This window comes from Carboxylicivirga sp. M1479, assembly GCF_007097485.1.
Classification (GTDB): Bacteria; Bacteroidota; Bacteroidia; order Bacteroidales; family Marinilabiliaceae; genus Carboxylicivirga.
In genome coordinates this window covers 121,917-146,646 of the sequence record NZ_VKDE01000006.1, presented here as the reverse complement: position 1 = coordinate 146,646, position 24,730 = coordinate 121,917, and the positions used below count along the sequence as shown (strand labels likewise).

Here is a 24,730-nt window from a genome sequence, read left to right as displayed (position 1 = left end):
TCAATGACCTGCTCAAACTCTATGTTGTTACTTGTCCTAGCCATGCCTTCTTTTATTCACTAAGTTCCGAATTCCCACCAATAATCATCCCCCTGTGTGTCAAATTTACTTGCCATGGATGTTTCATATGATTATAATTTGCTTTCATTTGCCATATGGAACTCTCAAATAAATTTTATCATCCACTTGTATGAAAAATTGGATAATTAAATTTAAATGGTCGTTTCATCTTACGTTGTTTTAAAGTATGAAACACCAAGATAGCTGATAATCAAATCAGCACCTACGATATTCTTTAATAGTAGCAGTAGTACATAGAACACCCACTAGCTTTGAGTAATCATAGCCGAGTAATAGGTATTAACAGGAAAGTTTCTTTTCAATATTATCCACAACAAACTTATGAGAAAAAAATAAGGAATGCCAGTTTATTCTGTTGCGATGATGGAATGTATGTGTGTTGTAATCAGCGTATTTATCTATTGCAAACGTTTGCGGTGGATGTTCAAAAAGTTATTAAATCAATAAAAAAACAAGTTAAATTGTTTATGCAAACGTTTTCGATAAACTGCAGCAAAAGAATATGGAATGTTAAAAGTGCTTCTATATTTCAGGATAGAGTGTAATTGCAGTAGTTGCAGGTGGTAAAAATAGCTAAGGTGAAAGTTGTAAGCTTGAACGCTTTATTATTGACGTTATTGCTAAATTATTGCTTCAATAGTACTTGTAGCTTACAAGGTTCATCGTTGTATCAAGTTTGCTATTAGCGAGCTTTATACAACGATAATGCCATTGTGTTTCGTGATGATTCTTTTAATTACTAGCGAGGGTCATCCCCCAGGTTAGAAGACATCCTTTCCACTAATTCAGGTGTAAATATTTTTGTTTCAAATTCTTCATTTTCTACGGTATTCTCAATGTGACCTATTAATAAGCGCATAGCAGCCTGTCCAATATCATAACCCTTTTGCTCAACAGTTGTTAAGGGAGGGTAGGCAATATTAGCATTCGGTCCATCGCCAAAACCTGCAACAGCAATGTCCTTTGGGATGTTATAACCATTCCGTTGTAAAACTTGCATGGCAGCAATGGCAGTACTGTCGTTTACAGCAAAAATCCCATCTACTTCAGGAGCAAGCCTTATAATATCATCGGCTTTTGCAAAAACAGCTTCACGTGTATCACATTTAACTATTAAACGCTCCTCACAATTTAGTTTGTTTTCTTTTAAGGCACTGCAATATCCTTCTTTTCTGTTTTTGCCGATTAATAAATGTTGAGGAGCAGCGAGATGCATAATTTTTTTACATCCTTTACTTATCAAGTGGCGCGTAGCTATACGTGCGCCTTCAAAGTCATCGGCAATTACACGGTCAGAATTTATTTGATCGCATATGCGATCGAAAAATACCACTGGAACACCATTGTCTTTTAGGTTATTAAAGTGCGTGAACTCATGGGTGTTTTTACTCATCGAAACAAGAATTCCATCCACTCGATTGTCAACCAAAGCCTGAAGATCAATTACCTCTCGTTGATAGTTTTCATTGGTTTGACAAATGATAGCATTGTATCCTCTACCGTAGGCAACATCTTCAATACCACTAATTACCGATGAAAAAAAGTGGTGTACTATTTCCGGTATCACAATTCCAATAGTGTTGGTTTTACTGCTTCTCAGGCTTAAGGCCAGGGCATTTGGACGATAATTAACTTTCTCAGCAAACGTTTGAACCAATTGTTTGGTTTTCGGACTAATATCTGGATGATCCTTAAGGGCGCGTGATACCGTTGACGGCGAAATACCCAGAATACGAGCTATATCTTTAATGGTGATTGGTTGTGATTTCATGCTTTGGATTTACTTGCAAAGTATGCTGATTTGTAACTGTTTATTAGTGGTGTACTGTAATTAATTTGGCAGTATATTGAATAATAACCTTTGTGACATATTTACTATTAATCAGATTTATAAAGTCTGATAAAAATTAAAGATAATAAAAAGACCAGAAATGAAGCAATTTGACGTAATCGAGGTTTAGATACATTCTATAAAAACATGTTTTATAACAGGTATTTTTAATGCAAACGACACCGCAAACGACACCGCAAACGTTTGCGATAAAAATACTGCAAAAGAGTGTTTCATAGTGTTAATAAGTGTTTACAGTTAATGTTTAATTGCATATATTTGTATCGTTCTTAGTGGTAAATTAAACACCGTTTTAGGTATTGACAGAAATTACTTCTCAATATATCCAAAAATTGAAAAATCCTTAAAACGGGTAGCTTAACGTTTAGTTTAATGAAATATGAATTAATATTTCAATTGATAGATTAATTAGTTTTATCAACACACGAAAATCAAGTTTTATGAAAAGACAGTCAAATGTTTTTAAAATGCTGTTTGTGCTTGTGATGCTCTTTAGCTTTTCAGCTATTCAGGCACAAGTAATTTCAGTAACTGGAACAGTAACAGATTCAAGTGATGGCATGCCATTACCAGGTGTTACTGTGGCTGTGAAAGGAACAACCAATGGTACTATTACCATGCCAGACGGGACTTATAATATTGAAGTTGAAAGTGGTCAGGTATTAATATATTCATTTATTGGATATACGTCACAAGAAACAATTGTAACTGGCTCACCTATTAATATTTCTTTGGTCGAAGAAACTTTCGATATGGACGAAGTGGTCGTTATCGGTTATGGCGTGCAAAGAAAAGAGGATAAAACCGGTGCAGTAGCTCAGGTTACTTCAGAAGAATTAGTGAGGGGCGCAATTCAGGATCCTGTGCAATCAATTCAAGGAAAAACGGCAGGTGTTTCTGTTACAAAAACAGGAGGTGACCCTAATGCTGGCTTTTCCGTTAAAATACGTGGAGCCTCTGGTTTTGATTCAAACACTCAACCTCTATATGTTATTGATGGAGTACCTGGTGTAGATCCCACAACAATTGCCCCTGAAGATATTGAGACCTTTAATGTCTTAAAAGATGCTGCATCAACAGCAATTTATGGATCGCAAGGTGCTAATGGGGTGGTTATAATCTCGACTAAAAAAGGAACTAAGGGAAGCAGTAGCGTTAATTTAAATATGTCATGGTCTATGGATAATGTGGCAAACCGTTTAGACATGCTTTCTGCAAGTGATTTAAGAAACTACTATGCTTCTAGCGGGCAAACAAGTCTGGATGGTGGAGCAACTACTAATTGGCAAGATGAAATTTTCCAAACTGGAATGACACAAAATTATAATGTCAATTTTTCCGGAGGTAATGAAACTAGTACTTATTATGCTTCCTTAACTAATACGGGTTGGGATGGAGTTATGAAAGGTACCGGTAAAGACCGTACGATAGGTAAGATTAATCTTTCACATAAAGCACTTGATAATAAATTAACTTTGTCTACAAGTCTTTCTTTCACAGTTGAAAAAAACGATTACGAAAGTTATGACGGTTATGACAAAGATGATATCCTTTACCAGGCATACTCTCGTAACCCAACCGATCCTGTGTACAATGAGGATGGTTCATATTATCAAACTGATAGAGAATTTAACTATGAAAATCCTCTTTCTGTAATTGATAATATTGATAATACTCGTGATGCCAAAAGGTACTTTGGTAATTTTAAAGCCGATTATGAAATTATTAAAGATTTAAAGGCTTCATTAAACCTTGGGTATACACTTGACGATTCCGAAAGCACCTACTTTCGTCCAATGGATGTTTATTCACAACCGAACGATGGTTATGGTAGAAAAGGCTATGATAAAACAGCAAAGACCTTATTGGAAGCTACCGTTAATTATATCAAAACATTTGGAGGCGAGCATAACCTAAATGCTATTGCTGGTTATTCTTGGCAAGAGACTAATTATAATGGGTTTTATGCACAAGCGAAAAATCCTTCTTCTCCATGGATGGGTGTAGATAATTTAGGCGGCTTTGAGCAGGTTAATTTTGGAGATGTTGGCTCCTACAAAGGAATGTCGCGTTTGATTGGTTATTTTGCTCGTGCTCAGTATAACTTTTCACATAAGTACTATGTTTCAGCATCGGTACGAACGGATGGTTCAACAAAATTTGGTGAAAATAATAAATGGGGTGTCTTTCCAACGGTTGCTGGTGGATGGACATTAACTCAAGAAGAGTTTATGAGTGACATAAACTGGTTAGATAACCTTAAGTTAAGAGCCAGTTATGGTGTTTCAGGAAACCAGAATATTGGAGAATATAGAAGTCAGATACTATACCAAACAGATGGATTAGTAACTAACCCAGAGACTGGTTTACCAGTTATCAGTTTCCGTCCAGCATGGAATTCAAACCCTGATTTGCGTTGGGAGAGTACCGCTGAAGTTAATATTGGTGTTGATTTTGCTCTTTTTAACAGCCGTTTAAGTGGTTCATTAGAATACTACCAGAAGAAAACGACAGACTTATTAGGCGCTTATCAAGTGCCTGTGCCGCCAAACTTAGCTCAAACAACCTTTGCTAATTCAGGAGAACTTAAAAACTCAGGAATTGAATTGAATTTGCAATACTTTGTAATTGACAACTCCAATTTCCGCTGGAAAACAAATTTTAATATCTCACATAATAAGCAAGTTATGCTTGACCTAGGTGAATATGCACCAGAGGATGGAGTCAGAAAAGAAGGCTTTTTAAGTGGACGTGGTTTAATTGGAAATAATAATTATGTGACAGGAGTTATTGTTGACGAACCATTAGGTGCCTTTTATCTGCCTGAATATAGAGGTTTAAATGATCAAGGTAAGTTCCTTTACACCTCAACAAGTGGTGGAGTAACTTCTGAATTGAGTAGTGCACAGCGATACATGGCAGGTAACCCATTACCTGATGTTGAATTTGGATGGTCAAACAATATGACACTTTATAAGAATTGGACAATCGATTTTACTTTCCGTTCAATGGTTGGAAACGAAGTTTATAATGCGACCAAGATGTTCTTTGATGATCCATCTTTACTATCAGGTCTGAATGCATTGCCTGAGGCTTTACAATGGGCCGACCAAGGAAGAACCTCGCCACCTGCAATAGCTGATTCATATGTAGAAGATGCATCTTTTATACGTTTAGATTATTTCTCATTAGGGTATAATTTTAAACCTAAAAATGATAAGATATTAAAGAATGTCAAGTGTTATCTATCAGGGAATAACTTATTTGTATTAACAAGTTATTCTGGTGTTGATCCAGAAGCAAGTTTAGATGGTGTATCGTTTGGTATTGACCAATATAACGTCTATCCGAAAACACGCTCATTCTCATTTGGTATTAGTGCAACATTCTAATTAAAGGTTTAATCTATTTGATAGACAGAAATTAAGCCACATTAAATTTATACAAATGAAAAAAGTACTTCTAAATATATTAGCTGCAACACTATTTCTTGGTGCATGTACTGACTTAACCGAGGAAGTGTATGATAAAATTCCAGGCGACCAATACCCTGAGAATGATGCACAGGTAGCCACCTTAACTGTGCCCGCCTATAAAACTTTGTACAACTTGGCCGATGATTGGGGATGGTGGTATCTTTCTCAAATTATTACATCTGATGAAGTTTGTTTCCCAACTCGTGGAACAGATTGGGATGATGGTGGTAAGTGGCGCGTGTTGCACCAGCATCAATGGACTGATGATGTAGATGCTGTGAACAGTATGTGGGATCATTTTTGGCAAGGAATTACCCTTTGTAACCAAATTCATGATCAGTTAAGTTTATATGATCAGAATGAGTTAATTCTGGCAAAAAAAGCCGAAGTGCGTACCATGCGTTCATATTACTATTATCTGTTAATGGATAATTATGGTGATGCACCTTACTTGGAGTCAGCAATTGATGCCCCAGAGTTGCCAGAAAAAGTAACTCGCGCTGAGATTTTTAATAATATCACTGCTCAGTTAGAAGGTGATATCAATTTATTAAAACCCGATAATAATAAATATCTGGCTACGCAAAATTTTGCCAATGCTATTTTGGCTAAATTATATATGAACGCTCAAGTTTATACAGGCACTGCAATGTGGACAAAAGCTGATGAATTTGTTACTAAAGTAATTGATGGTCCCTACAACTTAGATGCCAATGCATCAGATCCTTTCGTAACGAATAATGAGTCGTCAAAGGAAAATATTTTCACCATTAATTTTGATGAAAACAATGCTCCTGGCTTTAGAATCCACATGCGTACTTTGCATTATTCTTCTAATCAAACCTTTGATATGAATGTTGGTCCTTGGAACGGCGGAGCCTGTCAACCCGACTTCTTTGATAAGTTTGATGCTGCTGATAGACGCAAAGATGCTTATCTATTGTATGGGCCTCAGTTTAAGAGCGATGGATCGGAAATTATTTATGACGGAACACCTTTAGTCTTAACGCCAGAAATACCAAGCCTCGAAATACCAGCTTCAGCTTCCACTGCCGAAGTGAAAAATTCAGGTGCTCGAATGCAAAAGTATGAAATAGCCAAGGGAGCTATGGAAAATTTAAGCAATGATTTTGTGGTTTTCCGATTAACTGATTTTATGTTGATGAAAACGGAGTTAATACTCATGCATGGTGTTACTGGAGATGCTTTGATGTACATTAACCCTATACGAACGCGTGCCGGGCTTGATACCTATACAACTGCCACCTTAACAGTAGATGAGTTTAAAAACGAAAGAGGACGTGAGTTATTTGCTGAAGGACATCGTCGTCAGGATTTGATTCGCTGGAATGATTTTACCAAATCTTGGTGGGAGAAAGCAATTTCAAGTAGTGAACGTACCATTTTTCCAATTCCGAAGTGGGCAAAAGATGCCAATCCAAACTTATAAAAGAAAATAGTGATTCAATCAATTAATTTTTAAAAGCAAGATTATGAAAATGTTTAAATTTTTTGGCCTTTTATTGGCCTTTGCAGTGGCTTTCACAGCTTGTAACGATGATGATGATAATGGTGGGCCTGAAGAGCCTTTAGTTGAGGATGGAGTATACCTAGTAGCGCCAGGTTCTGCTGCTGATGTAGCAAAAAGTGCCGGTAAATTTGTTCAGGCTTCCAATGAAAATGATATGGATACGGATCGTCCATCATTAATGGAGATTTATATGCCAATTGAGGGTGGGACAACATTCACCATATATGAAGTTGCAGGTGCAACCAAAACAACTTATGGTTCTGCAGATATTACTGCGGTAGATAAAACAGCAGACGGCGAAAATAGCGATCAGCCAGCTAGTGATTTTTGGCGTGGAACTCTAAGTGCTGATGCAGCAGCATTAACTATTGCTGAAAGTGGTATGTATCATATTTTCCTTGACAAAGCAACAATGAAAGTAGGTTATGCTAAGGCAGAATGGGGAGCAATTGGTAGTGCATGGCCTGACGGTTGGGGTTCAAGTACAGCTTTTACAGAAGGTGCTTTCGATAAAGAAATGATGACTTGGACGATTAGTGATGTAGTCGTAAAAGCTTCAGATTGGAAATTCCGTTATTCAAATGCTTGGAAGGCATTCCTAGATTATGAAACTGAAACTTCACCTAGTAAGAATGGTGTTGCTGTTAATACGAATTTTGGCGGTACTTTAGATAACCTTGAAGCAGGTGCATCTAACATTGTAACAGATGAAGGTGGTATGTATGATATGACTTTGACATGGGAATTAGGTTCTGGTTATAGTGCAGTAGCAACTAGAACTGGAGATTTACCATTAACAGATTGGTCAGCAGTAGCTTGGGATGCAGTAGGAACTGCTGTTAGCCTTGATAATCCGAATGCCGCTGATGATGAGAGTGGTTGGAATTGGGGTAATGTCCTTGTAGCTGACAATAGCGGTTTGCCAACTAAAAATGGAGATGTTTATACTTATACATGGGCTGGCATGGTAATTGAAAAGGAATATGACGATCCAAGTGATGATCCTGATCAAGGAGCTCAAGCTGCTTCATTTAAACTCCGTGTTAAGGATGGTGCAGGTATTGATGTTGGTTATGATAAGTTAGATGTAGATGCAAGTAGTACAAAAGTAGTTGACGCTGGAAATAACTTGTCAGTTTCTGAAAAAGGCACATTCACCATTACTTTAACAATTGATGCAGGTAATGAAGATGCTGTTACTGTAGTGATTACAGAGTAGTGATATTTTATTAAATATTTAAGAAAAAGGCCGCCCCCTGTGGCGGCTTTTTTTATTAAAACAACACTTTTATGCGTATTATTTTTCCTCAAGCATTACGTGAAATAGCATTGTTTATTATGCTTCTTTCTGGAATTGCAGTAAGTGCCCAAGTCGTTTCTTCCACCCCTCCATTGCCGGTTGATTCTGATCCGGTAATCATTACCTTCTATGCCGATCAAGGCAACCAGGGCTTAAAAGATTATTCAGGCGAAGTTTATGCCCATACTGGCCTTATTACAAGTAATAGCTCTGGTGGTAGCGATTGGAAATATGCTTCTGATTGGGGGGATAATAGTGCAAAATATAAATTAACTAGAGTTTCACCCAATACATACACTTTGGATATTGGGAGCAGTATACGTGATTATTATGGAGTGCCTGCTAGTGAAATTATTGAACAAATGGCCTTTGTCTTTCGCAGCCATGATAATTCCCTTGAGGGGAAAGACGAAGGAGGAAAAGATATTTTTGTTAATGTAGCACAGGATAAGTTATCGGTATTGATACATGAGCCTCTAAACAATAGTATTCATGAGAAAGGGGCTACTGTTCAGGTGAAAGTAGATGCCATTTTCAATGAACAATTGGAGTTGAAGGTGAATGGTACTACTGTTGAAACAAGCACTGGACAGTCCATTACCTACGATATAGTTAATGTTAGTTTGGATGAGTACAAAATTGAAGCGATTGCACGCAACGGTTCAGAAACAGAAACCGATGAGATCCATTTTTTTGTAAAAGGTGATGTGGTAACAGAACCAATGCCCGCTGGTTTACGCAGAGGGGTTAATGTAATGGATGCCACTACGGTCAATGTTGTGCTGTTTGCTCCTAATAAAGAGTATGTGTACCTCGTTGGAGATTTCAATAATTGGGAGCCATCCAACAGTGCCATGATGAAAAAAGATGGTGATTACTTCTGGCTAACAATAGATGGACTAGATCAATCACAGGAGTATGCTTACCAATTTTGGATTAGCGGTGGTGTAAAAGTAGCAGATCCCTATGCCACAAAAATACTCGACCCCTGGAACGATAAGTACATACCAGAACGGATTTATCCAAACCTACTGGCTTATCCTGAAGGAAAGACAGATGAGATTGTGAGTGTTCTCACAACAGCTGATCAAACATTTAACTGGGAGGTAGCCGACTTTGTGGTGCCTGAACCAGAAACGCTTGTTGTTTACGAAGTGCTCATTCGTGATTTTACCCATAACCAGGATATTAAAACCATTACCGATACCATTTCGTATTTAAAACGATTAGGTGTTAATGCCATCGAACTGATGCCTTTCAACGAATTTGAAGGCAACGATAGTTGGGGTTACAATCCTTCATTCTATTTTGCTACCGATAAAGCCTATGGTACGGTTGAAGATTATAAAACCTTTATAGATGAGTGTCACAAGCAAGGAATAGCGGTCATTATGGATATGGTGCTAAACCACTCATTTGGTCAGTCGCCTTTTGCACGTATGTATTTAGGCGAAGATGGGCGACCAAAGGATAACCCATGGTATAATACTGAGCATAACATGGAAGAGCCGGCTGCTCAGTGGGGGCATGATTTTAACCATGAGAGTTTGGAAACAAAAGCCCTGGTGGATAGTGTTTGCTCTTATTGGCTTAAGGAATATAAAGTGGATGGATTTCGTTTTGATTTCACTAAAGGATTTACCAATACACCTTATCCAGCTGGCGATTGGGCCAGTGCTTATGATGCCGATCGTATTGCGATTTTAAAAAGAATGGCCAGCAATATTTGGCAGATAAAAGACGATGCACTCATTATTTTTGAGCACTTATCCGATAATCCTGAAGAAAAGGAATTATCAAATCACGAGCAAGGGATTCTTTTCTGGGGTAATGCTAATCATGAATTTAATCAGGCGACCATGGGCTATTCAGGTTCTGACTTCTCATGGGCATCCTACCAAAGAAGAGGGTGGGAAAGACCTGCCATAATAAATTACATGGAGAGTCATGATGAAGAACGAATTATGTATAAAAATCAGGCATATGGTAATTCGAGCGGTGATTATGATGTGAAAAACTTGCCGACAGCTTTACAACGTACAGAAGCAGCTGCGGTATTTCTAATGCCTATACCTGGACCAAAAATGATTTGGCAGTTTGGTGAGTTAGGCTTTGATTTAAGCATTAACCGATGCACCGATGGCACGGTAAGTGATAATTGTCGTTTGGCCCAAAAACCACCAAAATGGGAGTATATGGACGATGAAGACCGCATGCGACTTTTTACAGTTTACCAGCAATTGATAAAAATGAAGGTTAACGAACCTGTTTTTAGTACCAATGACTTTATCCTTGATGTAACTGGTAATTCAAAACGTATCAAGCTAAATATGTCAGGAAGTGATGTGCGCATTATTGGTAATTTTGGTATGGAAGCCGCTGTGATACGTCCTCAATTTAGCACCACTGGAAAATGGTATAGTATCTTTACACAAGATAGCATTCAGGTGACAGATGTTGATATGGAGGTACGCTTAAAGCCAGGTGAATACATGATGTATAGCCAGAAGAGATTAAGTGGTTTTGACTCAAATACATCTACTGGTGATCACTTGGAAAAGGAAGAAATTACATTCTTTCCCAATCCTTTTAGTTCAACGGTAACAATTAATTCAGAAGCTACTGGAGCTAGTTATGAATTGTTTAGTATTACCGGTGTAGTTATTGAAAAAGGTATGTTAACTGGTGGATCGACCACTGTTAATTGGGGACACTTGCCCAATGGCCATTATTTACTTAAGGTAAATGGTAAAAACGGAAGTGTTGTAAAAAAGATGTTGAAGAGATAAATATAATTTGAATACAACGATAAGGCCTTAGGTAATTATAGCTTAAGGCCTTTTTATTTTCCCTCTGCTTTAACGAGTGTTCTTAATGTGTATAAGAATATTTTAAAGTCGAGTGTTAATGAATAGTTGCGTAAGTAAAACAGTTCAAGTTTGGCACGTTGTAGCATCTGTTTTTTATTCTCAGCATAGCCAAAAAGCACCTGGCCCAAAGACGTGATGCCTGGTTTAACTTTAGTCAGTTCGGCAATAACTGGTTCATCTTTAATTAACTGATCAATGAAAAATTGTCTCTCTGGGCGAGGCCCAATTATCGACATCTCGCCTTTAATAACGTTGATAAATTGCGGAAATTCATCAATTCTAAACCGCCTTAAAAACCGACCAAAAGGAGTTACTCTACTGTCTATGGCTGACGAAAGGGCTGGCCCATTTTTCTCAGCATCGACATACATTGTTCTGAACTTGATAATGTTAAAGGGCTTGTTGTTAAGGCCTATGCGTTCTTGAGTAAATAAAACGGCTCCCTTTGATTCTCGCTTGATTAATAAGGCGATTAACGGCAGTACTGGTAACGTAATTAGCACTCCCACAAGTGAAATACCAATATCGCAGGTACGTTTAATAAAGGCGGTGGTTTTTTTCCATGCCAATTCCTGATCTAACTGTTGGCTAGCTCTTTCCTCAAAAGTGCCTTCAATAGATTGCTCGTACGTATAACTATATGTAGGTGTTAGTTGTATTGTTGTTTCCCTATTCTTCAACATATCCCTTCTTCAACATCTTTTAACATTTAAACGAACACAGTCATTTATTATTATATCACCCCACAATATTTTACTGATATCAGCCATAGATGTTTCATAAACAGGCAGTAAAAAATGATTTTATTGATTGCTCTTGGTCTTATTCATGCACAGTAGCATTGTAATGGTACATCAATAGCACTAGCTAATGGTAGCCACCGTAGAGGTATTACTATGGTCAGATCGCCCTTGCATTACTAGAGCTAAGCGCAAAGTATTCTAACTTCAGGGTTTAAGGGATTCTAATACCATGGAGTATAGTATTCTAATACTTTATACCAAGGGATTAGAATACTTTGCTGTGTCAGGTTCTAATACATTGGGCCTTATCCTTTGCTAGCTCTTGATGTTTGAGTATTCTTAAATGTTTCAGAATGAAGTCCGGTTTTGGGCGGATAGCCCAATTGATAAAACTATTTAGAATAGCATAGGTAGCCAATCTAAAAAGTAAGCACCAAATTGGAATAAAACATTATTTTTGCGGCATGGAGCGAACAGATTCTTATCGTCACAAAGGCCTTCGAAAGCGCTTAGTGCAGGAGTTGATGAAAAAACGGATAGTTGATAAAGCAGTATTACAAGCAATTGGCAATGTGCCACGTCATCTGTTCCTCGAAAGCAGTTTTATCAGTTTTGCCTACCAGGATAAGGCCTTTCCAATTGGTGCGGGACAAACAATTTCTCAGCCATATACCGTTGCTTTGCAATCCCAGTTATTAGAGCTTAAGCCAGATGATAAGATATTGGAAGTTGGAACCGGATCGGGTTATCAGGCCGCTGTTTTGCTCGAAATGGGCATTAAACTATTTTCAATTGAACGGCAATCTGAACTTTATCAGCGCTCTACACGTTTGTTGAGGAGCTTAGGTTACCAGGGGCGCTTTTTTTTAGGTGATGGATACGAAGGTTTACCGGCTCATGCTCCTTTCGACAAAATAATTGTGACAGCCGGAGCACCTGTTATACCTCGCGACCTATTAGTGCAACTGAAAATTGGTGGCATTATGGTTATTCCATTGGGTGATAAACGACAAGTGTTAACGCGCATTGTGCGCTTGGCAGAAGATGATTTTGAGCAGGAGGAAATAGAGGCTTGTGCTTTTGTTCCCATGTTAAATGGAGTAGTTGGGCGATAGAGATATCAGATGTGTGATGGAGGAATGATGATGTGAGTAATGTGAAGTTTGTGATAAATATCATAATATGAATGGTTTAAATAGCTTTATATTTACATGGATCGATTACAATTCATTTAAGCAATTGATTAATGGATAAGCAAGAGCTGAAAAATAGAACCAAACGTTTTGCAGTCAATATAATACAACTAACAGAAATGTTGCCCGGAACTTACCTTGGTAAGCACATTGCAGGGCAATTGGTAAGGTCATCAACGTCAGTGGCAGCCAATTATCGTGCAGCTTGCTTAGCCCAATCCAAAGCTGCATTTGTTGCTAAATTAAGTATTGTAATCGAGGAAGCTGATGAGTCTGAGTTTTGGATGGAATTAATAAGTGAAAAACAATTAATAAATCACTCCTCTTTAAAAGAACTATTGGAGGAAGCTCATGAACTGGCGTCCATATTTATAACAACGCGAAAAACACTGATGTTAAAGAAATAGGTTTTAATTTAAGATGAAGCAAGTCATGTATCAAGAATCCAACATCACTCATCCAACATCATATATCCAACATCATAAAATCATACATCATATATCCAACATCATACATCATATATCCAACATCATAAATCATAAATCAAATGATTCAAATTGATATTATTCCAATCAATCAGTGGCAAGAGAATACATATATCTTGTCTGATGAAACCAAAGAGTGTGTAATTATTGACCCGGGGTGTTTATCGCCAGAGGAAAGAGAGTCTGTTGCTAAGTTCATTAGTGACAAAGGGTATACGCCTGTTCGTCTTCTGCAAACACACATGCACCTCGATCATGTTTTCGGAAGTAAATTCATAGCCGATAAATACCAATTGAAATTAGAGGCCCATAAAGACGATGAGTTTTGGGGTGAGCAAACGGTAGAATATGCAGCCAGCTTTGGTATGCAGCTCGATTCTAATCCACCGGCAATAGGTAATTACCTAAGCGAAGGTGATGTAGTGAAATTTGGCCAATCGGAGCTAAGCGTGATTCATGTACCAGGGCACTCGCCAGGTGGTATTGTGTTTTATAACGAAGCTGAGAAGTTTGCCATTGTGGGTGATGTATTGTTTCGCGAAAGTATTGGGCGTGCCGATTTACCAGGTGGTGACTTTGATACTTTGGTTAGTAATATTAAAACCAAACTATTGGTATTGGATGATGAGGTTGCTGTTTATCCTGGGCACGGACCATCTTCTACCATCGGTCATGAACGAAAAAATAATCCATTTTTGTCTTAAGCTTGTATTAGTGCCAATGAATGCTGATAAAGCTAAATATAAGGCTTAGAGCCAACTTGGTAATTGAAAATTATAGGATATGTCAACTTTTTGATTGACAATTGTTTTCTAATAACCAAGCAAATGTCATTGTCTTTTTCAGTTTTTATTCTTCAATTTGAAGTTTAAAATAAGCAATAATAGTAAATCAATAACATAATAATAAAGCATATGGGAACAGATAAGTTTGTCTCTCGACATATTGGTCCTAGGGATCATGAGATAGACACTATGCTAAAGCAAGTTGGAGCTTCTTCATTGGATGAGCTAATTGAACAAACAGTGCCTTCGTCTATTCGTCTTGACAAGCCATTAAACATTGGCAAAGGCTTAACTGAGCGTCAATATTTCAGAAAAATACATGATATAGCCCAGCAAAACAAAGTATACAATACCTACATAGGTATGGGATACTACGATGTTATTACACCGGCAGTAATTACACGTAATGTTCTTGAAAACCCAGTTTGGTATACTTCTTATACGCCTTATCAAGCCGAAATTTCTCAAGGTCGTTTAGAAGCATTGCTTAACTTCCAAACCGTTGTTACTGAGTTAACAGGTATGGAATTAGCCAACGCCTCCTTGTTAGATGAGGCAACTGCTGCAGCTGAAGCGATGATTATGTTGTTTAACGCCCGCAGCCGCAAGCAGGCCAAAGCAGGTGTTAACGTTTTATTTGCCGATGAAAACATGTGGCCTCAAACCAAAGAGGTATTAATCACACGTGCTAAACCAATGGGCATTGAGCTTGAGTTTGGCGATATTCATGCCTTTGAATGTAACGATAAGGTGTTTGGTGTTATGGTTCAGTACCCTAACTCAAACGGTACCATCGAATCATACAAAGAGCTAACTGAAAAAGTACATGCCAATGGTTGTCGTATTGCAGTAGCAGCCGACCTTATGGCATTAGCATTATTAACACCTCCGGGTGAGTGGGGTGCCGATGTGGTATTTGGTACTACACAACGCTTTGGTGTTCCTATGGGCTATGGTGGTCCTCATGCAGCGTTTTTCGCCACAAAAGAGGAGTTAAAGCGCCAGTTGCCAGGCCGTATTATTGGTGTTACAAAAGATGTGAATGGTAAACGTGCTTTACGCATGGCTTTACAAACACGAGAGCAGCACATTAAGCGCGAGCGTGCAACTTCTAATATCTGTACTGCGCAGGCTTTATTGGCTACTATGGCTGGTTTCTATGCTGTTTATCATGGCGAAGAAGGCATCAAGCGTATCTCAGAACGCATCCATACGGCAGCTTCTCAAATTGCTAGAGAAGTTCAGAAATTAGGTTACAAGCAGATGAATGCTCAATTCTTTGATACCATCCGCTTTGAATTACCTGAAGGTGTGAAGTTGGAAGATATCGAGCGTTTCAGTCTTGACTTGGAAATGAACTTCCGTTATTTTGAAAATGGTCAAGTTGGTATCAGTATTGATGAAACAACCAACCTATTTGATGTTAACTGGATAATTGAAGTATTTGCCAAAGCAGCAGGAAAAGATATTCCTGTCATTGGTAACTTCAGCGATGAAGTATCAGTAGCACCAGAATTATTACGAACAAGCTCATTTTTAACCCAGGATGTATTTACTAAATACCGTTCTGAGGCAGAGATGACTCGCTATATTAAGAAGCTTGAGAGAAGAGATATCTCATTAACTCACTCTATGATTTCATTGGGTTCTTGTACCATGAAATTGAATGCTTCTACAGAAATGTTCCCATTAAGCTGGATTGAGTTTAACGGATTGCACCCTTTCATCCCAACTAATCAAGCATTGGGATACCACATGATGATGGATGAGTTACGTGGTGATTTATCTGAAATTACTGGTTTTGCTGATGTTAGCTTGCAACCTAACTCAGGTGCAGCTGGTGAGTATGCTGGCCTATTGGTAATTCAGGCTTATCACGAAAATCGTGGCGAAGGGCATCGTAATGTGTCCATTATTCCTGCATCGGCGCACGGAACTAACCCTGCCAGTGCTGTAATGGCTGGTATGAAAGTGGTTGTTGTTAAGTGTGACGATAATGGTAATATCGACGTAGAAGACTTACGTGCCAAAGCTGAAGAACACAAAGAGAACTTGTCGAACCTAATGGTGACTTACCCATCTACACATGGTGTATTTGAAGAGTCTATTATTGAGGTTTGTCAAATTATACATGATAATGGTGGCCAGGTATACATGGATGGTGCCAATATGAATGCTCAGGTTGGTTTAACAAGCCCGGGACACATTGGAGCCGATGTTTGTCACCTGAACCTACACAAAACATTTGCCATCCCTCACGGTGGTGGTGGTCCTGGTGTTGGTCCAATTGGTGTGGCTAAGCACCTGGTTGAGTTCTTGCCTCAGCACTCTGTTATAGATAACGGACGTACTGGTATTTCGGCTGTTGCTGCTGCTCCTTGGGGAAGTGCCAGTGTATTGCCTATTACTTATGGTTATATTAAAATGTTGGGTGGCGAAGGTTTAACGCAATCGACTAAAATGGCCATTTTAAATGCCAACTACATGGCTTCTCATTTGAAAGAGGGTTATGGCATTTTATATACTGGTAAAAACGGACGTGTTGCTCATGAGATGATTTTAGAGTGTCGTCACTTTAAAGCCGACTCAGGCATTACCGAAACTGATATCGCCAAGCGTTTGATGGATTATGGTTTCCACGCGCCTACTTTATCCTTCCCGGTTCATGGTACTTTAATGGTAGAGCCTACAGAGAGTGAATCTCTTCAGGAGCTGGATCGCTTTATTTCTGCCATGAAATCCATTTATGCCGAGATAAAAGAGGTGGAGAATGGTACAGCTGATAAGGAGGATAACGTATTGAAAAATGCTCCTCACCCAGCTTACAAAGTAGTATCTGATGAGTGGAATCACTCTTATGGTCGCGAAAAAGCAGCTTATCCATTGGAGTATATCCGTGAAAACAAGTTTTGGATTGATGTAGCGCGTGTTGATGATGCCTACGGAGACAGAAATTTAGTTTGCTCATGTGAGCCAATTGAAAGTTATATGGAGGACTAATAGTAGTCTCATTATAATATTGAATTTAAAGCCTGATAAGTCCTCGTGATTTATCAGGCTTTTTTTATGAATTAGAACTCTCTAAATTAAAAAAAAACGCAGAGGCACGGAGAAAAGTAGTGTGTGTTGTGATTTTATTTTTCATAAAATACTCCGTGTCTCGGCGTCTCTGTGTTCATTTTTCCTTATTTGCTGCTTTGTAAGATGAAAAATATATATACCTGTGCCAATACTTCAAAGTGGGTTCAAATATTCATTATTTATAACTAAACTCAGTTTTTTGTGATCATAAGAAACTTTTGAAAGCATTGATCGTACCAACAGGAGATAATCTAAATAAAGGATGTTGAAATCATCATGATTAAGCTCTAAACACGCAGGGCTATGATTAAAGAACTTTTGTATATGTTCTGTAAATCAGTCTTGGGTCTTGATACTTGAATTTTGATACTAATTTTTAAAAATGAAACGACCATGTTAATTTATTATCCAAAGTTTCACGCAAGAGGATGATTAAATTTACTTGAGAGTTCCATATGGCAAATGAAAACAAATTATAATCATATGAAACAAATCTATTTATGGCTTTTGTTAGCCATGCCATTGGGTGTAATGGCGCAAGATATGCCTGTTGTGGCTGAAGTAAACCAGCAATTCGAAAATGTTGTTGATGTAGCCATTAAAGGCGAATTTTGCAAAGTGAATGTGCAACAAGGCCAGAGTGTTAAAGTAACAGGTAAAATGTCTGCTGCAAAAGAATTGGATGGTTACGCAATTAATTGTAGTAACGAAGCAGGCGTATTAAAAGTTGAGGTAAGTAAACCTGATTCGGGGTGGACTTCACATTCTGGAGCTGTGACTGTAACAGTGCCTAAAGGTGTTAAAGTAAACATCCAAACTACATCGGGCTATATAACTTTAAATGGCTTGGCAGGTAACACGGTATTGGCCCAGTCAAAATCAGGTAAAATTGTTGCTTCCGATATTCAGGGAGATGTAACTTTGAAAGCGAAATCTGCTTCAATCAAAGTCAATAATATTACAGGTCAGGTGAGTTTGACAAGTAAGGGAGGTGAACAAGTGGCTCGAAATATTAAAGGGGCTTTATCTTTATATACCAGTGGAGGTAATATGTTGGTTGAAAACATTGATGGTTCACTAAAAACAGAATCAACCGATGGTAGTCAAACCATCAAGGGTATTAATGGTGATATCTACCTGAAGACTAAGTCAGGTGCTATGAAGTTGTCGGAAGCAAAAGGAAGTCTAGGAACATTATCGGCCTCTGGAACACTTAACTTATTTGATTATGAAGGAAGCTTGCAATTAGTTTCAACAAAGGGATCGGTTATTGGTGCGCGTGTTAAACTAACCGAATCATCGAATATCAATACGACTGAAGGGAAAATCAAAATTAAGTTTGTTAACCCAAAAGAAGAGTTGTCGTTTTTGTGTGAATCACAACATGCTTACATGGTGGCCTTTGGGAAATCGAAAAAACGCAAACTTAAATGGGGCGATGGACCTATTTTAGTCACAGCAGTGAGCACTACAGGTGCACATAACTATTATTAAAGGGTTATTTCTTTAATGTAAAATATGGCCTCGCTAATGCGAGGCTTTTTTGTGGCTTTAAATGTAGTTGTTGCAGGTGCGTAATGTAATGGATATAGTGAACAGGCATAATGAAGCTGAAGTGAGAGTTGAGCAGTTGACTAACTAACCTGTTGCTATTAAATAAGATGTATTATTGACATTGTACGAGCAAGTTTCTAAATTGGCCTTATCCCAATCGTTGATGGTGGGATTACAACCTATAAAATCAAATACCGTGATAGCCGCAGAAGCTCATGTTGATTTGTACGAAGCAATTGTTGATGAGTTTGTCGAAAAGAATCATTTGTTAAAAATGATACCTGATTACGACGGACTTGGCATTTTTATTTACAATGTTGAGGTGGATAAAGTGGTATATGTCAATACTGTTTTTCAGAAAACCCATGAGTTGTCAATCAATACCATTCAACGTCCCGGTATGCGCCGATTGATCTTTTCTCGTTTACATCCTAGCGATGTGTTGGCGATTCACGAATTTGAAGAACAATACCGCAATCAGGCTACGCACGGATATGCCAATAGGGTAATAGGTATTAGGCAGGCTGATGATACTTATAGGTGCTACCATTTCCTGGTTTTTAATTTAAATATTATTAAATCGGACTATCAGTATTTACGCCTTGGTATCCAAATCAACATGCCACACCAGTTACCGCAGAATAACGTTGTTAATGCTGAGATGGAGTTCTGTAAAAAGAAAATAAATTGTTTGTCCGACCGAGAACAAGAGGTGTTACGTCAAATAGTTCAAGGATGTACCGATAAAGAAGTAGGAGAGGCATTGAACATTAGTCCCAATACTGCGCAACGTCATCGGAAGAATATTCTTAAGAAATTAGATTTTAAAAATACTGCCCAATTATCATTCGTCGCCGGAAAGTCGAGTTTAATCTAAATTATTCTTTTCCCTCTTGACTTTTTAATTTACCCCTTTTCGGTTATTGAACTCCGAATAATCCCAACATAATTTTACATCTCTTAACGAACCGTTACAGTGAGTACTGTAAAAACTACCGTTGAAGTTATAAGATATGATGAAAAAGGGAAATTTAGGAATTCTGTTAGTGCTATTACTTATTAATAGCTGTATTAATTTAGACGATAGTCTGAATATGAGACAGCTTGAGTTGAGTATAGCGATTGATAATGTGGATTTCAATTCTCTTAAAGGTGGTGATACAGGCGATGTACCCGAGTGCAAAGAGCTATCCATGGATTATGCCGTATTCGAGATTGACTTTTTGGATGATCAGGGAAATGAACTGTCAAGCCAAACTTTTCAAACCGACTTATTTAATGTGAATGGTAAGGTGGTAACCCAACCAGTTAAAATAAATATGGATCAGGGGATTGTTCAATTTGCCCAATTGGCTAGTTTTTTAATTTATCACGATGATGGTGATCCTGCTGTTGAAGATGCTATTATTAAAGCTGCACCCGCCGTTGGGAGTAAGTACTCTAGTTTAGTAAGTAATACACTCGAAACCGTTTTTTCCATTAAGAAATTTACCAAAGAGGAAATTAACCTGGATGTGCTCTGCTATGATCCATGGTATATCATCAATTTTGGTTTTACATGGATCAACCTGAATGATATAATCATACGTAGTCAGTGTTGGTATGGTACTTTGTGTGTTGATAATATTGAGAGCTATGCAGCAGGTGCTTATAGTAGTTTGCTGAATGGACAAGTAGCTGCTCAAATGCCAGCCATTTTAAAAGTAAATGTACTCAACTATATTGGTGCTGCCGATGGCGATTACGAAGATGATGTGAACTGGGACTTATTAATCACCCATTCCAATAATAGTGTTGAAACATACGGTGAAAATGTATGCCTTGAAGTGTTTTGGCCCGATAATAAAGAGAGGAGCGATCTCTTCCGTTTTGATGTGTATGTACTAATGGCTACTGACGAAGGTGGTCTGGAGTACCAGTTCTATAATTCCTATGCTTTTTGGGATGCTGAAGCACCAGATGCGGGTACAGATGGTATCATGAATTTGCAGTTTGGCGTTTGTGATAACCGAAGCTACAACGAGTGTACTTACACCCAAGGTTTTTGGAAGAATCATACGGGAACGAATAAAAAAACGGGATTGCATTATTGGGGTGATGAAACAAAACCCAAGCCTGACGATTTATTCCTGAATACCACACTCACGAATGATCAAGTATTCAAGAAAAAACCATCGGAAAGCAAATACTATATACTGGCTCATCAATTCCTCGCAGCCATGCTCAATGTGGAAGTTGGAGGGGTAAGCCTAAGTGTTGTTGGCTGCTCCGATGTTCAAGAGGCATACATTGATGCCGAAGAACTATTGAGGCGTGTGACACCATCAACTGTATTAACACAGGAGGACAAAGAACTACTGGTTTATTACGCCGAAACACTCGATCTGTTTAACAACGGGGTGTTATGCTCGCAGCATTGCGACTAATCATAGATATTAATAATCCTAAAACATAACAACATGAAAAGAATAGTGATGTTAATGGCAGCGTTCGCTCTTATTTTGAGTAGCTGTAACGAAAAAGTGGGAAGCCCGGAGCAGAAGGCGGTTGAAATATCATTTACGGTAGATAATGTAGGATTTAATACACTGAAAAATAATCTGGCAGATGTTCCAGTTTGCAGTGATTTGCCAATGGATTATGCAATATTTATGATTGATGGTATAGCTACCCCTTTTGAGGTTGAGATTTTTAGTGCGAATGGTAAATTTGTTACTCAACCAATCAAAGTAAGTCTTTATGATGAAGTGGACGAACTTAACCTAAGTGAAGATAAGCTAACCATTACGAGTTTTATCGTTTATAACGATGATAATAAAAATGGACATGATCCAGCCGATAAAATAGTCAGGGCTGCGCCTCTGCCTGGCAGTTTGTATTATGAATTTGTTTCGCCTGATAATGATTTAAACTTAGAGATCACAATAAAAGATTTTGAGAAAGTTGAAGCTGAAATTGATGTTTTGTGTTTTGATGAATTGCGGTATGAAAATTTTGGATTTACTTGGTTTGAGTTAAACTTGGTAAGGGTTGAGTCTCAATGTTGGTTTGGAGATATTTGCGTGACAGACTTCTCTTTGTATGAGGATTCTAGATATAAGTATCAGCAAAATGGAATTCAGTTCGACATGCCAGCCATCATGCGGATTGATGTGTTTAAAAAAGTTGGTGAAGATGAGAATGGTTCTGTTTGGAACTTGATTAGAGAATTTACGAATGATTGGGATCCTTATCCAGCAGAAGGGAATTGTTTAGAAGTATACTGGCCCAACGATGAAGATGTAGTTGAGTGGTTTAAGTTTGAACTTTACGTGATGTTACCAGGAGATAATGGGGTGGAGTATACTCTAATTGATGAATATATTTTTACGGATGGTAATTGTCCTGATCCGGGTGACGATGGAGTCAATGATTTTGTGATAGGAGATTGTTTAGTAACAGTTACCGATGTAGAATACCCGCAAGATGAAGTGGGTTGTACGTATACTCAAGGATATTGGCGAACACATTCAGCATTGGGGCCTGCTCCATATGACCCTACTTGGGCGAGCATTGGCGAAGGTACATTGTTTTTCCTTTCAAATCAATCGTATCATACGGTAATTAATACCCCTTCCAATGCAAGTAAGTATTACATTTTGGCACGGCAATACATAGCTGCTAAACTTAATATACTTAAAGGTGCAGATGATTCAGATATTGTAAGTGAATTTAATTCTGCGACTATTTTATTTCAAAATTATACCCCTGCTCAAATTGCAGCTATGGCACCTACAGATCCGACTGTTGTTGATCTAATTGCATGGGCTAAAGTACTCGATAATTATAACAATGGGTTCTTGAGTGTGCCTCATTGTAACTAAATACAATACCCAATATTTTTATTTATTAATCTAATACGCAGTATCATGAGAAAAATTGTAATGTTAATGGCAGCCTTTGCTTTAATCCTAAGCAGCTGTAATGAAAAAGTAAGCGGACCTGAAGAGCAATTCGCAGAAGTGTCTTTTAGTGTCAATGAAGCCGATTTTGTGACATTGAAAGGAGCACCGGGTACACCAGGCGATTTTCCTGAGTGTAGTGATGCTCCATTGAAATTTGCTGTTATTGGTATTGTTGGAGAAGCTGAAGATAAGATTGTTGAAATATTTTTTGCGAATAACAAATATGTAACTCAGCCCTTTAAAATATTAATGGGGCAAGATGAAACCACTGATATAACTATAAATAAATTTTTAGTGTACGATGCACACCCTGATAATGGCGGTGTTGTTGTTAGGGCTGCCCCGGAATTTGAAAGTGACTATTGGTACTTTGCTAGTCCTGAAAGAAGATTAGACTTAGTCGTTACTGTAGAGAAATTTAAGAAAATAGAAGCTGCTATTGATGTTCTCTGCTTTGAAGATCTTTTCTATGAGAATTTTGGATTTACGTGGTTCAAATTAGATTTAATGACGGTTAAAAGCTTATGTTTCTTCGGTGATATATGCACAGGAAAGTTAGAGCAGTACATTTTTGATAATTCACCATATTTTGGTCAAGCAGGCAATTATGACCTTGCAGCAATTATGCAAGTAAGTGTTTATAAGAAGAATCTTACCGATGGAGAAACTGAGTTTTCATTAGTTAGGACTTATACAAATGCAGATTGGAATACGCCAGGAGTTGGAGATTGTATGCAAGTATACTGGGGAGATTATGATGAAAAAGATGAAGATTACAAGCTTGTTCTTGAGGTGTTGTTGCCAATAGGTGATGAATTAACATATGTGGAACAACAAACTTGGATGTTTAATGATGATGCAATTGGAACTACAGATCCTACATATCCACAAACAAATATGTTTGATGCAGATACAGATGATGGAGTTGTAGACTTTGTAATTGGTAATTGTTCATATGATGATCCTGATTATACATTCTTGCCACATCAGAATATACCACAAGGAGATTTGACAATGATTGTACGAGGTGGTTTTGATGGATATTATGTAGGTCTTGAGTTTACAGGAGCATCAAGTACTGGATATGATTTTCTTACTAATGGCACCAAATTAGGCGGATGGTGTGGTGATAAATTTGAGAATATTTGGTTGAATACACCTTATACAGTAAAAGCATATTCATCGCTTAATATTGATCCGGATTTATTATCTGAGACACACCTTGATCTGTTGAAGATTCAAAAGTTAAATTATTTGTTTAACCATATTAAAGATGTAATTGGGGACTTTGATTATAGTGCACCAGGAACATATGGTAATGTAATTAAAAATGCCATTTGGTCGATTACCGATGGTGTTGGTGTAAGTGGCGACGCACAATCACTACGTGATAATGCGACTTCACTAGGTAGTGGGTACATCCCTAAACCAGGTGAATGGGCGGCAATTTTCTTTTATGATGGACAAGAAGCAAATAGAGTGCAGATAATGTTCACCGTAGTTGATCCATGATAATTTTAAATCAGAGGTAATGTTTAAGCCGGCACCCGCCGGCTTTTTTCATACTCAAAACCTCACAATTCACTTAATATTATAATGTATGTCCTCCAAATAGTCTGTTCTAATCCTCAGACAAATGATCGTCATTCTTGTTAAAAAAAGCCATTTTTTCGACTCCCCTTAGGCAATGCATTCAAAGCCTTAGGGTTTTCATGATAAAGCTTAAGACTTTTAGTTGCAAAGCTTAAACCTTTTTAAGTAAAAGGCTAATGGAAAGGAGTGAAAAGCTTAAGCCTTTCTTCTACTTGTCTTTTTTGATTTGTTGATCTGGCACA

At 37.9% G+C, this 24,730-nt stretch carries 15 protein-coding genes; 13 read left to right on the top strand and 2 right to left on the bottom strand.

The window, feature by feature from the left end; translation table 11 throughout:
• Positions 1 to 820 precede the first annotated feature (820 nt).
• On the bottom strand, positions 821 to 1,852 hold the full coding sequence (locus tag FNN09_RS06315) for a LacI family DNA-binding transcriptional regulator (RefSeq protein WP_143300653.1): 1,032 nt from the start codon (positions 1,850 to 1,852) through the stop codon (positions 821 to 823).
• A gap of 521 nt (positions 1,853 to 2,373) precedes the next feature.
• Between FNN09_RS06315 and FNN09_RS06310 the strand changes: the two genes are divergently transcribed.
• The 4 genes from FNN09_RS06310 to FNN09_RS06295 all read left to right on the top strand — a co-directional run bounded on the left by FNN09_RS06310 (position 2,374) and on the right by FNN09_RS06295 (position 11,029).
• Entirely contained in the window at positions 2,374 to 5,325 is a 2,952-nt protein-coding gene (locus FNN09_RS06310; RefSeq protein WP_143300652.1) for a SusC/RagA family TonB-linked outer membrane protein, read from the top strand.
• 55 nt (positions 5,326 to 5,380) lie between these two features.
• Positions 5,381 to 6,859 (top strand): RagB/SusD family nutrient uptake outer membrane protein, encoded by a 1,479-nt coding sequence (locus FNN09_RS06305; RefSeq protein WP_143300651.1) that lies wholly within the window; start codon positions 5,381 to 5,383, stop codon positions 6,857 to 6,859.
• A gap of 43 nt (positions 6,860 to 6,902) precedes the next feature.
• Positions 6,903 to 8,159, top strand: coding sequence for a hypothetical protein (locus FNN09_RS06300; RefSeq protein WP_143300650.1), 1,257 nt, complete (start codon positions 6,903 to 6,905; stop codon positions 8,157 to 8,159).
• A gap of 71 nt (positions 8,160 to 8,230) precedes the next feature.
• On the top strand, positions 8,231 to 11,029 hold the full coding sequence (locus FNN09_RS06295; protein WP_143300649.1) for an alpha-amylase family glycosyl hydrolase: 2,799 nt from the start codon (positions 8,231 to 8,233) through the stop codon (positions 11,027 to 11,029).
• Between the two features lie 53 nt (positions 11,030 to 11,082).
• Here the strand turns inward: FNN09_RS06295 and FNN09_RS06290 are convergent, their stop codons facing one another.
• On the bottom strand, positions 11,083 to 11,793 hold the full coding sequence (locus FNN09_RS06290) for a sugar transferase (RefSeq protein ID WP_143300648.1): 711 nt from the start codon (positions 11,791 to 11,793) through the stop codon (positions 11,083 to 11,085).
• A 524-nt stretch (positions 11,794 to 12,317) separates the two neighbouring features.
• Between FNN09_RS06290 and FNN09_RS06285 the strand changes: the two genes are divergently transcribed.
• From FNN09_RS06285 to FNN09_RS06245, 9 genes are all read left to right on the top strand, one after another.
• Positions 12,318 to 12,968, top strand: coding sequence for a protein-L-isoaspartate(D-aspartate) O-methyltransferase (locus FNN09_RS06285; protein WP_143300647.1), 651 nt, complete (start codon positions 12,318 to 12,320; stop codon positions 12,966 to 12,968).
• 131 nt (positions 12,969 to 13,099) lie between these two features.
• Complete coding sequence (locus tag FNN09_RS06280; protein ID WP_143300646.1) at positions 13,100 to 13,453, top strand: four helix bundle protein; 354 nt, start codon at positions 13,100 to 13,102, stop codon at positions 13,451 to 13,453.
• Positions 13,454 to 13,593: 140 nt separating this feature from the next.
• Complete coding sequence (locus tag FNN09_RS06275) at positions 13,594 to 14,235, top strand: MBL fold metallo-hydrolase (protein ID WP_143300645.1); 642 nt, start codon at positions 13,594 to 13,596, stop codon at positions 14,233 to 14,235.
• Between the two features lie 210 nt (positions 14,236 to 14,445).
• Positions 14,446 to 17,316: an aminomethyl-transferring glycine dehydrogenase gene (gcvP, locus tag FNN09_RS06270; protein ID WP_143300644.1), complete on the top strand. Its 2,871-nt coding sequence runs from the start codon at positions 14,446 to 14,448 to the stop codon at positions 17,314 to 17,316.
• A 564-nt stretch (positions 17,317 to 17,880) separates the two neighbouring features.
• Positions 17,881 to 18,891, top strand: a complete 1,011-nt coding sequence (locus FNN09_RS06265) for a DUF4097 family beta strand repeat-containing protein (RefSeq protein ID WP_143300643.1) — start codon at positions 17,881 to 17,883, stop codon at positions 18,889 to 18,891.
• 256 nt (positions 18,892 to 19,147) lie between these two features.
• Positions 19,148 to 19,828 carry a response regulator transcription factor gene (locus FNN09_RS06260; protein ID WP_221932430.1) on the top strand — a complete coding sequence of 227 codons (681 nt, stop codon included), beginning with the start codon at positions 19,148 to 19,150 and terminating at the stop codon, positions 19,826 to 19,828.
• 136 nt (positions 19,829 to 19,964) lie between these two features.
• Complete coding sequence (locus FNN09_RS06255) at positions 19,965 to 21,377, top strand: hypothetical protein (RefSeq protein WP_143300641.1); 1,413 nt, start codon at positions 19,965 to 19,967, stop codon at positions 21,375 to 21,377.
• Between the two features lie 33 nt (positions 21,378 to 21,410).
• Entirely contained in the window at positions 21,411 to 22,814 is a 1,404-nt protein-coding gene (locus FNN09_RS06250; RefSeq protein WP_143300640.1) for a hypothetical protein, read from the top strand.
• A gap of 45 nt (positions 22,815 to 22,859) precedes the next feature.
• A complete protein-coding gene (locus tag FNN09_RS06245; protein ID WP_143300639.1) occupies positions 22,860 to 24,407 on the top strand; it encodes a hypothetical protein in 1,548 nt (515 codons plus the stop codon).
• The last annotated feature ends 323 nt before the right edge of the window (positions 24,408 to 24,730 follow it).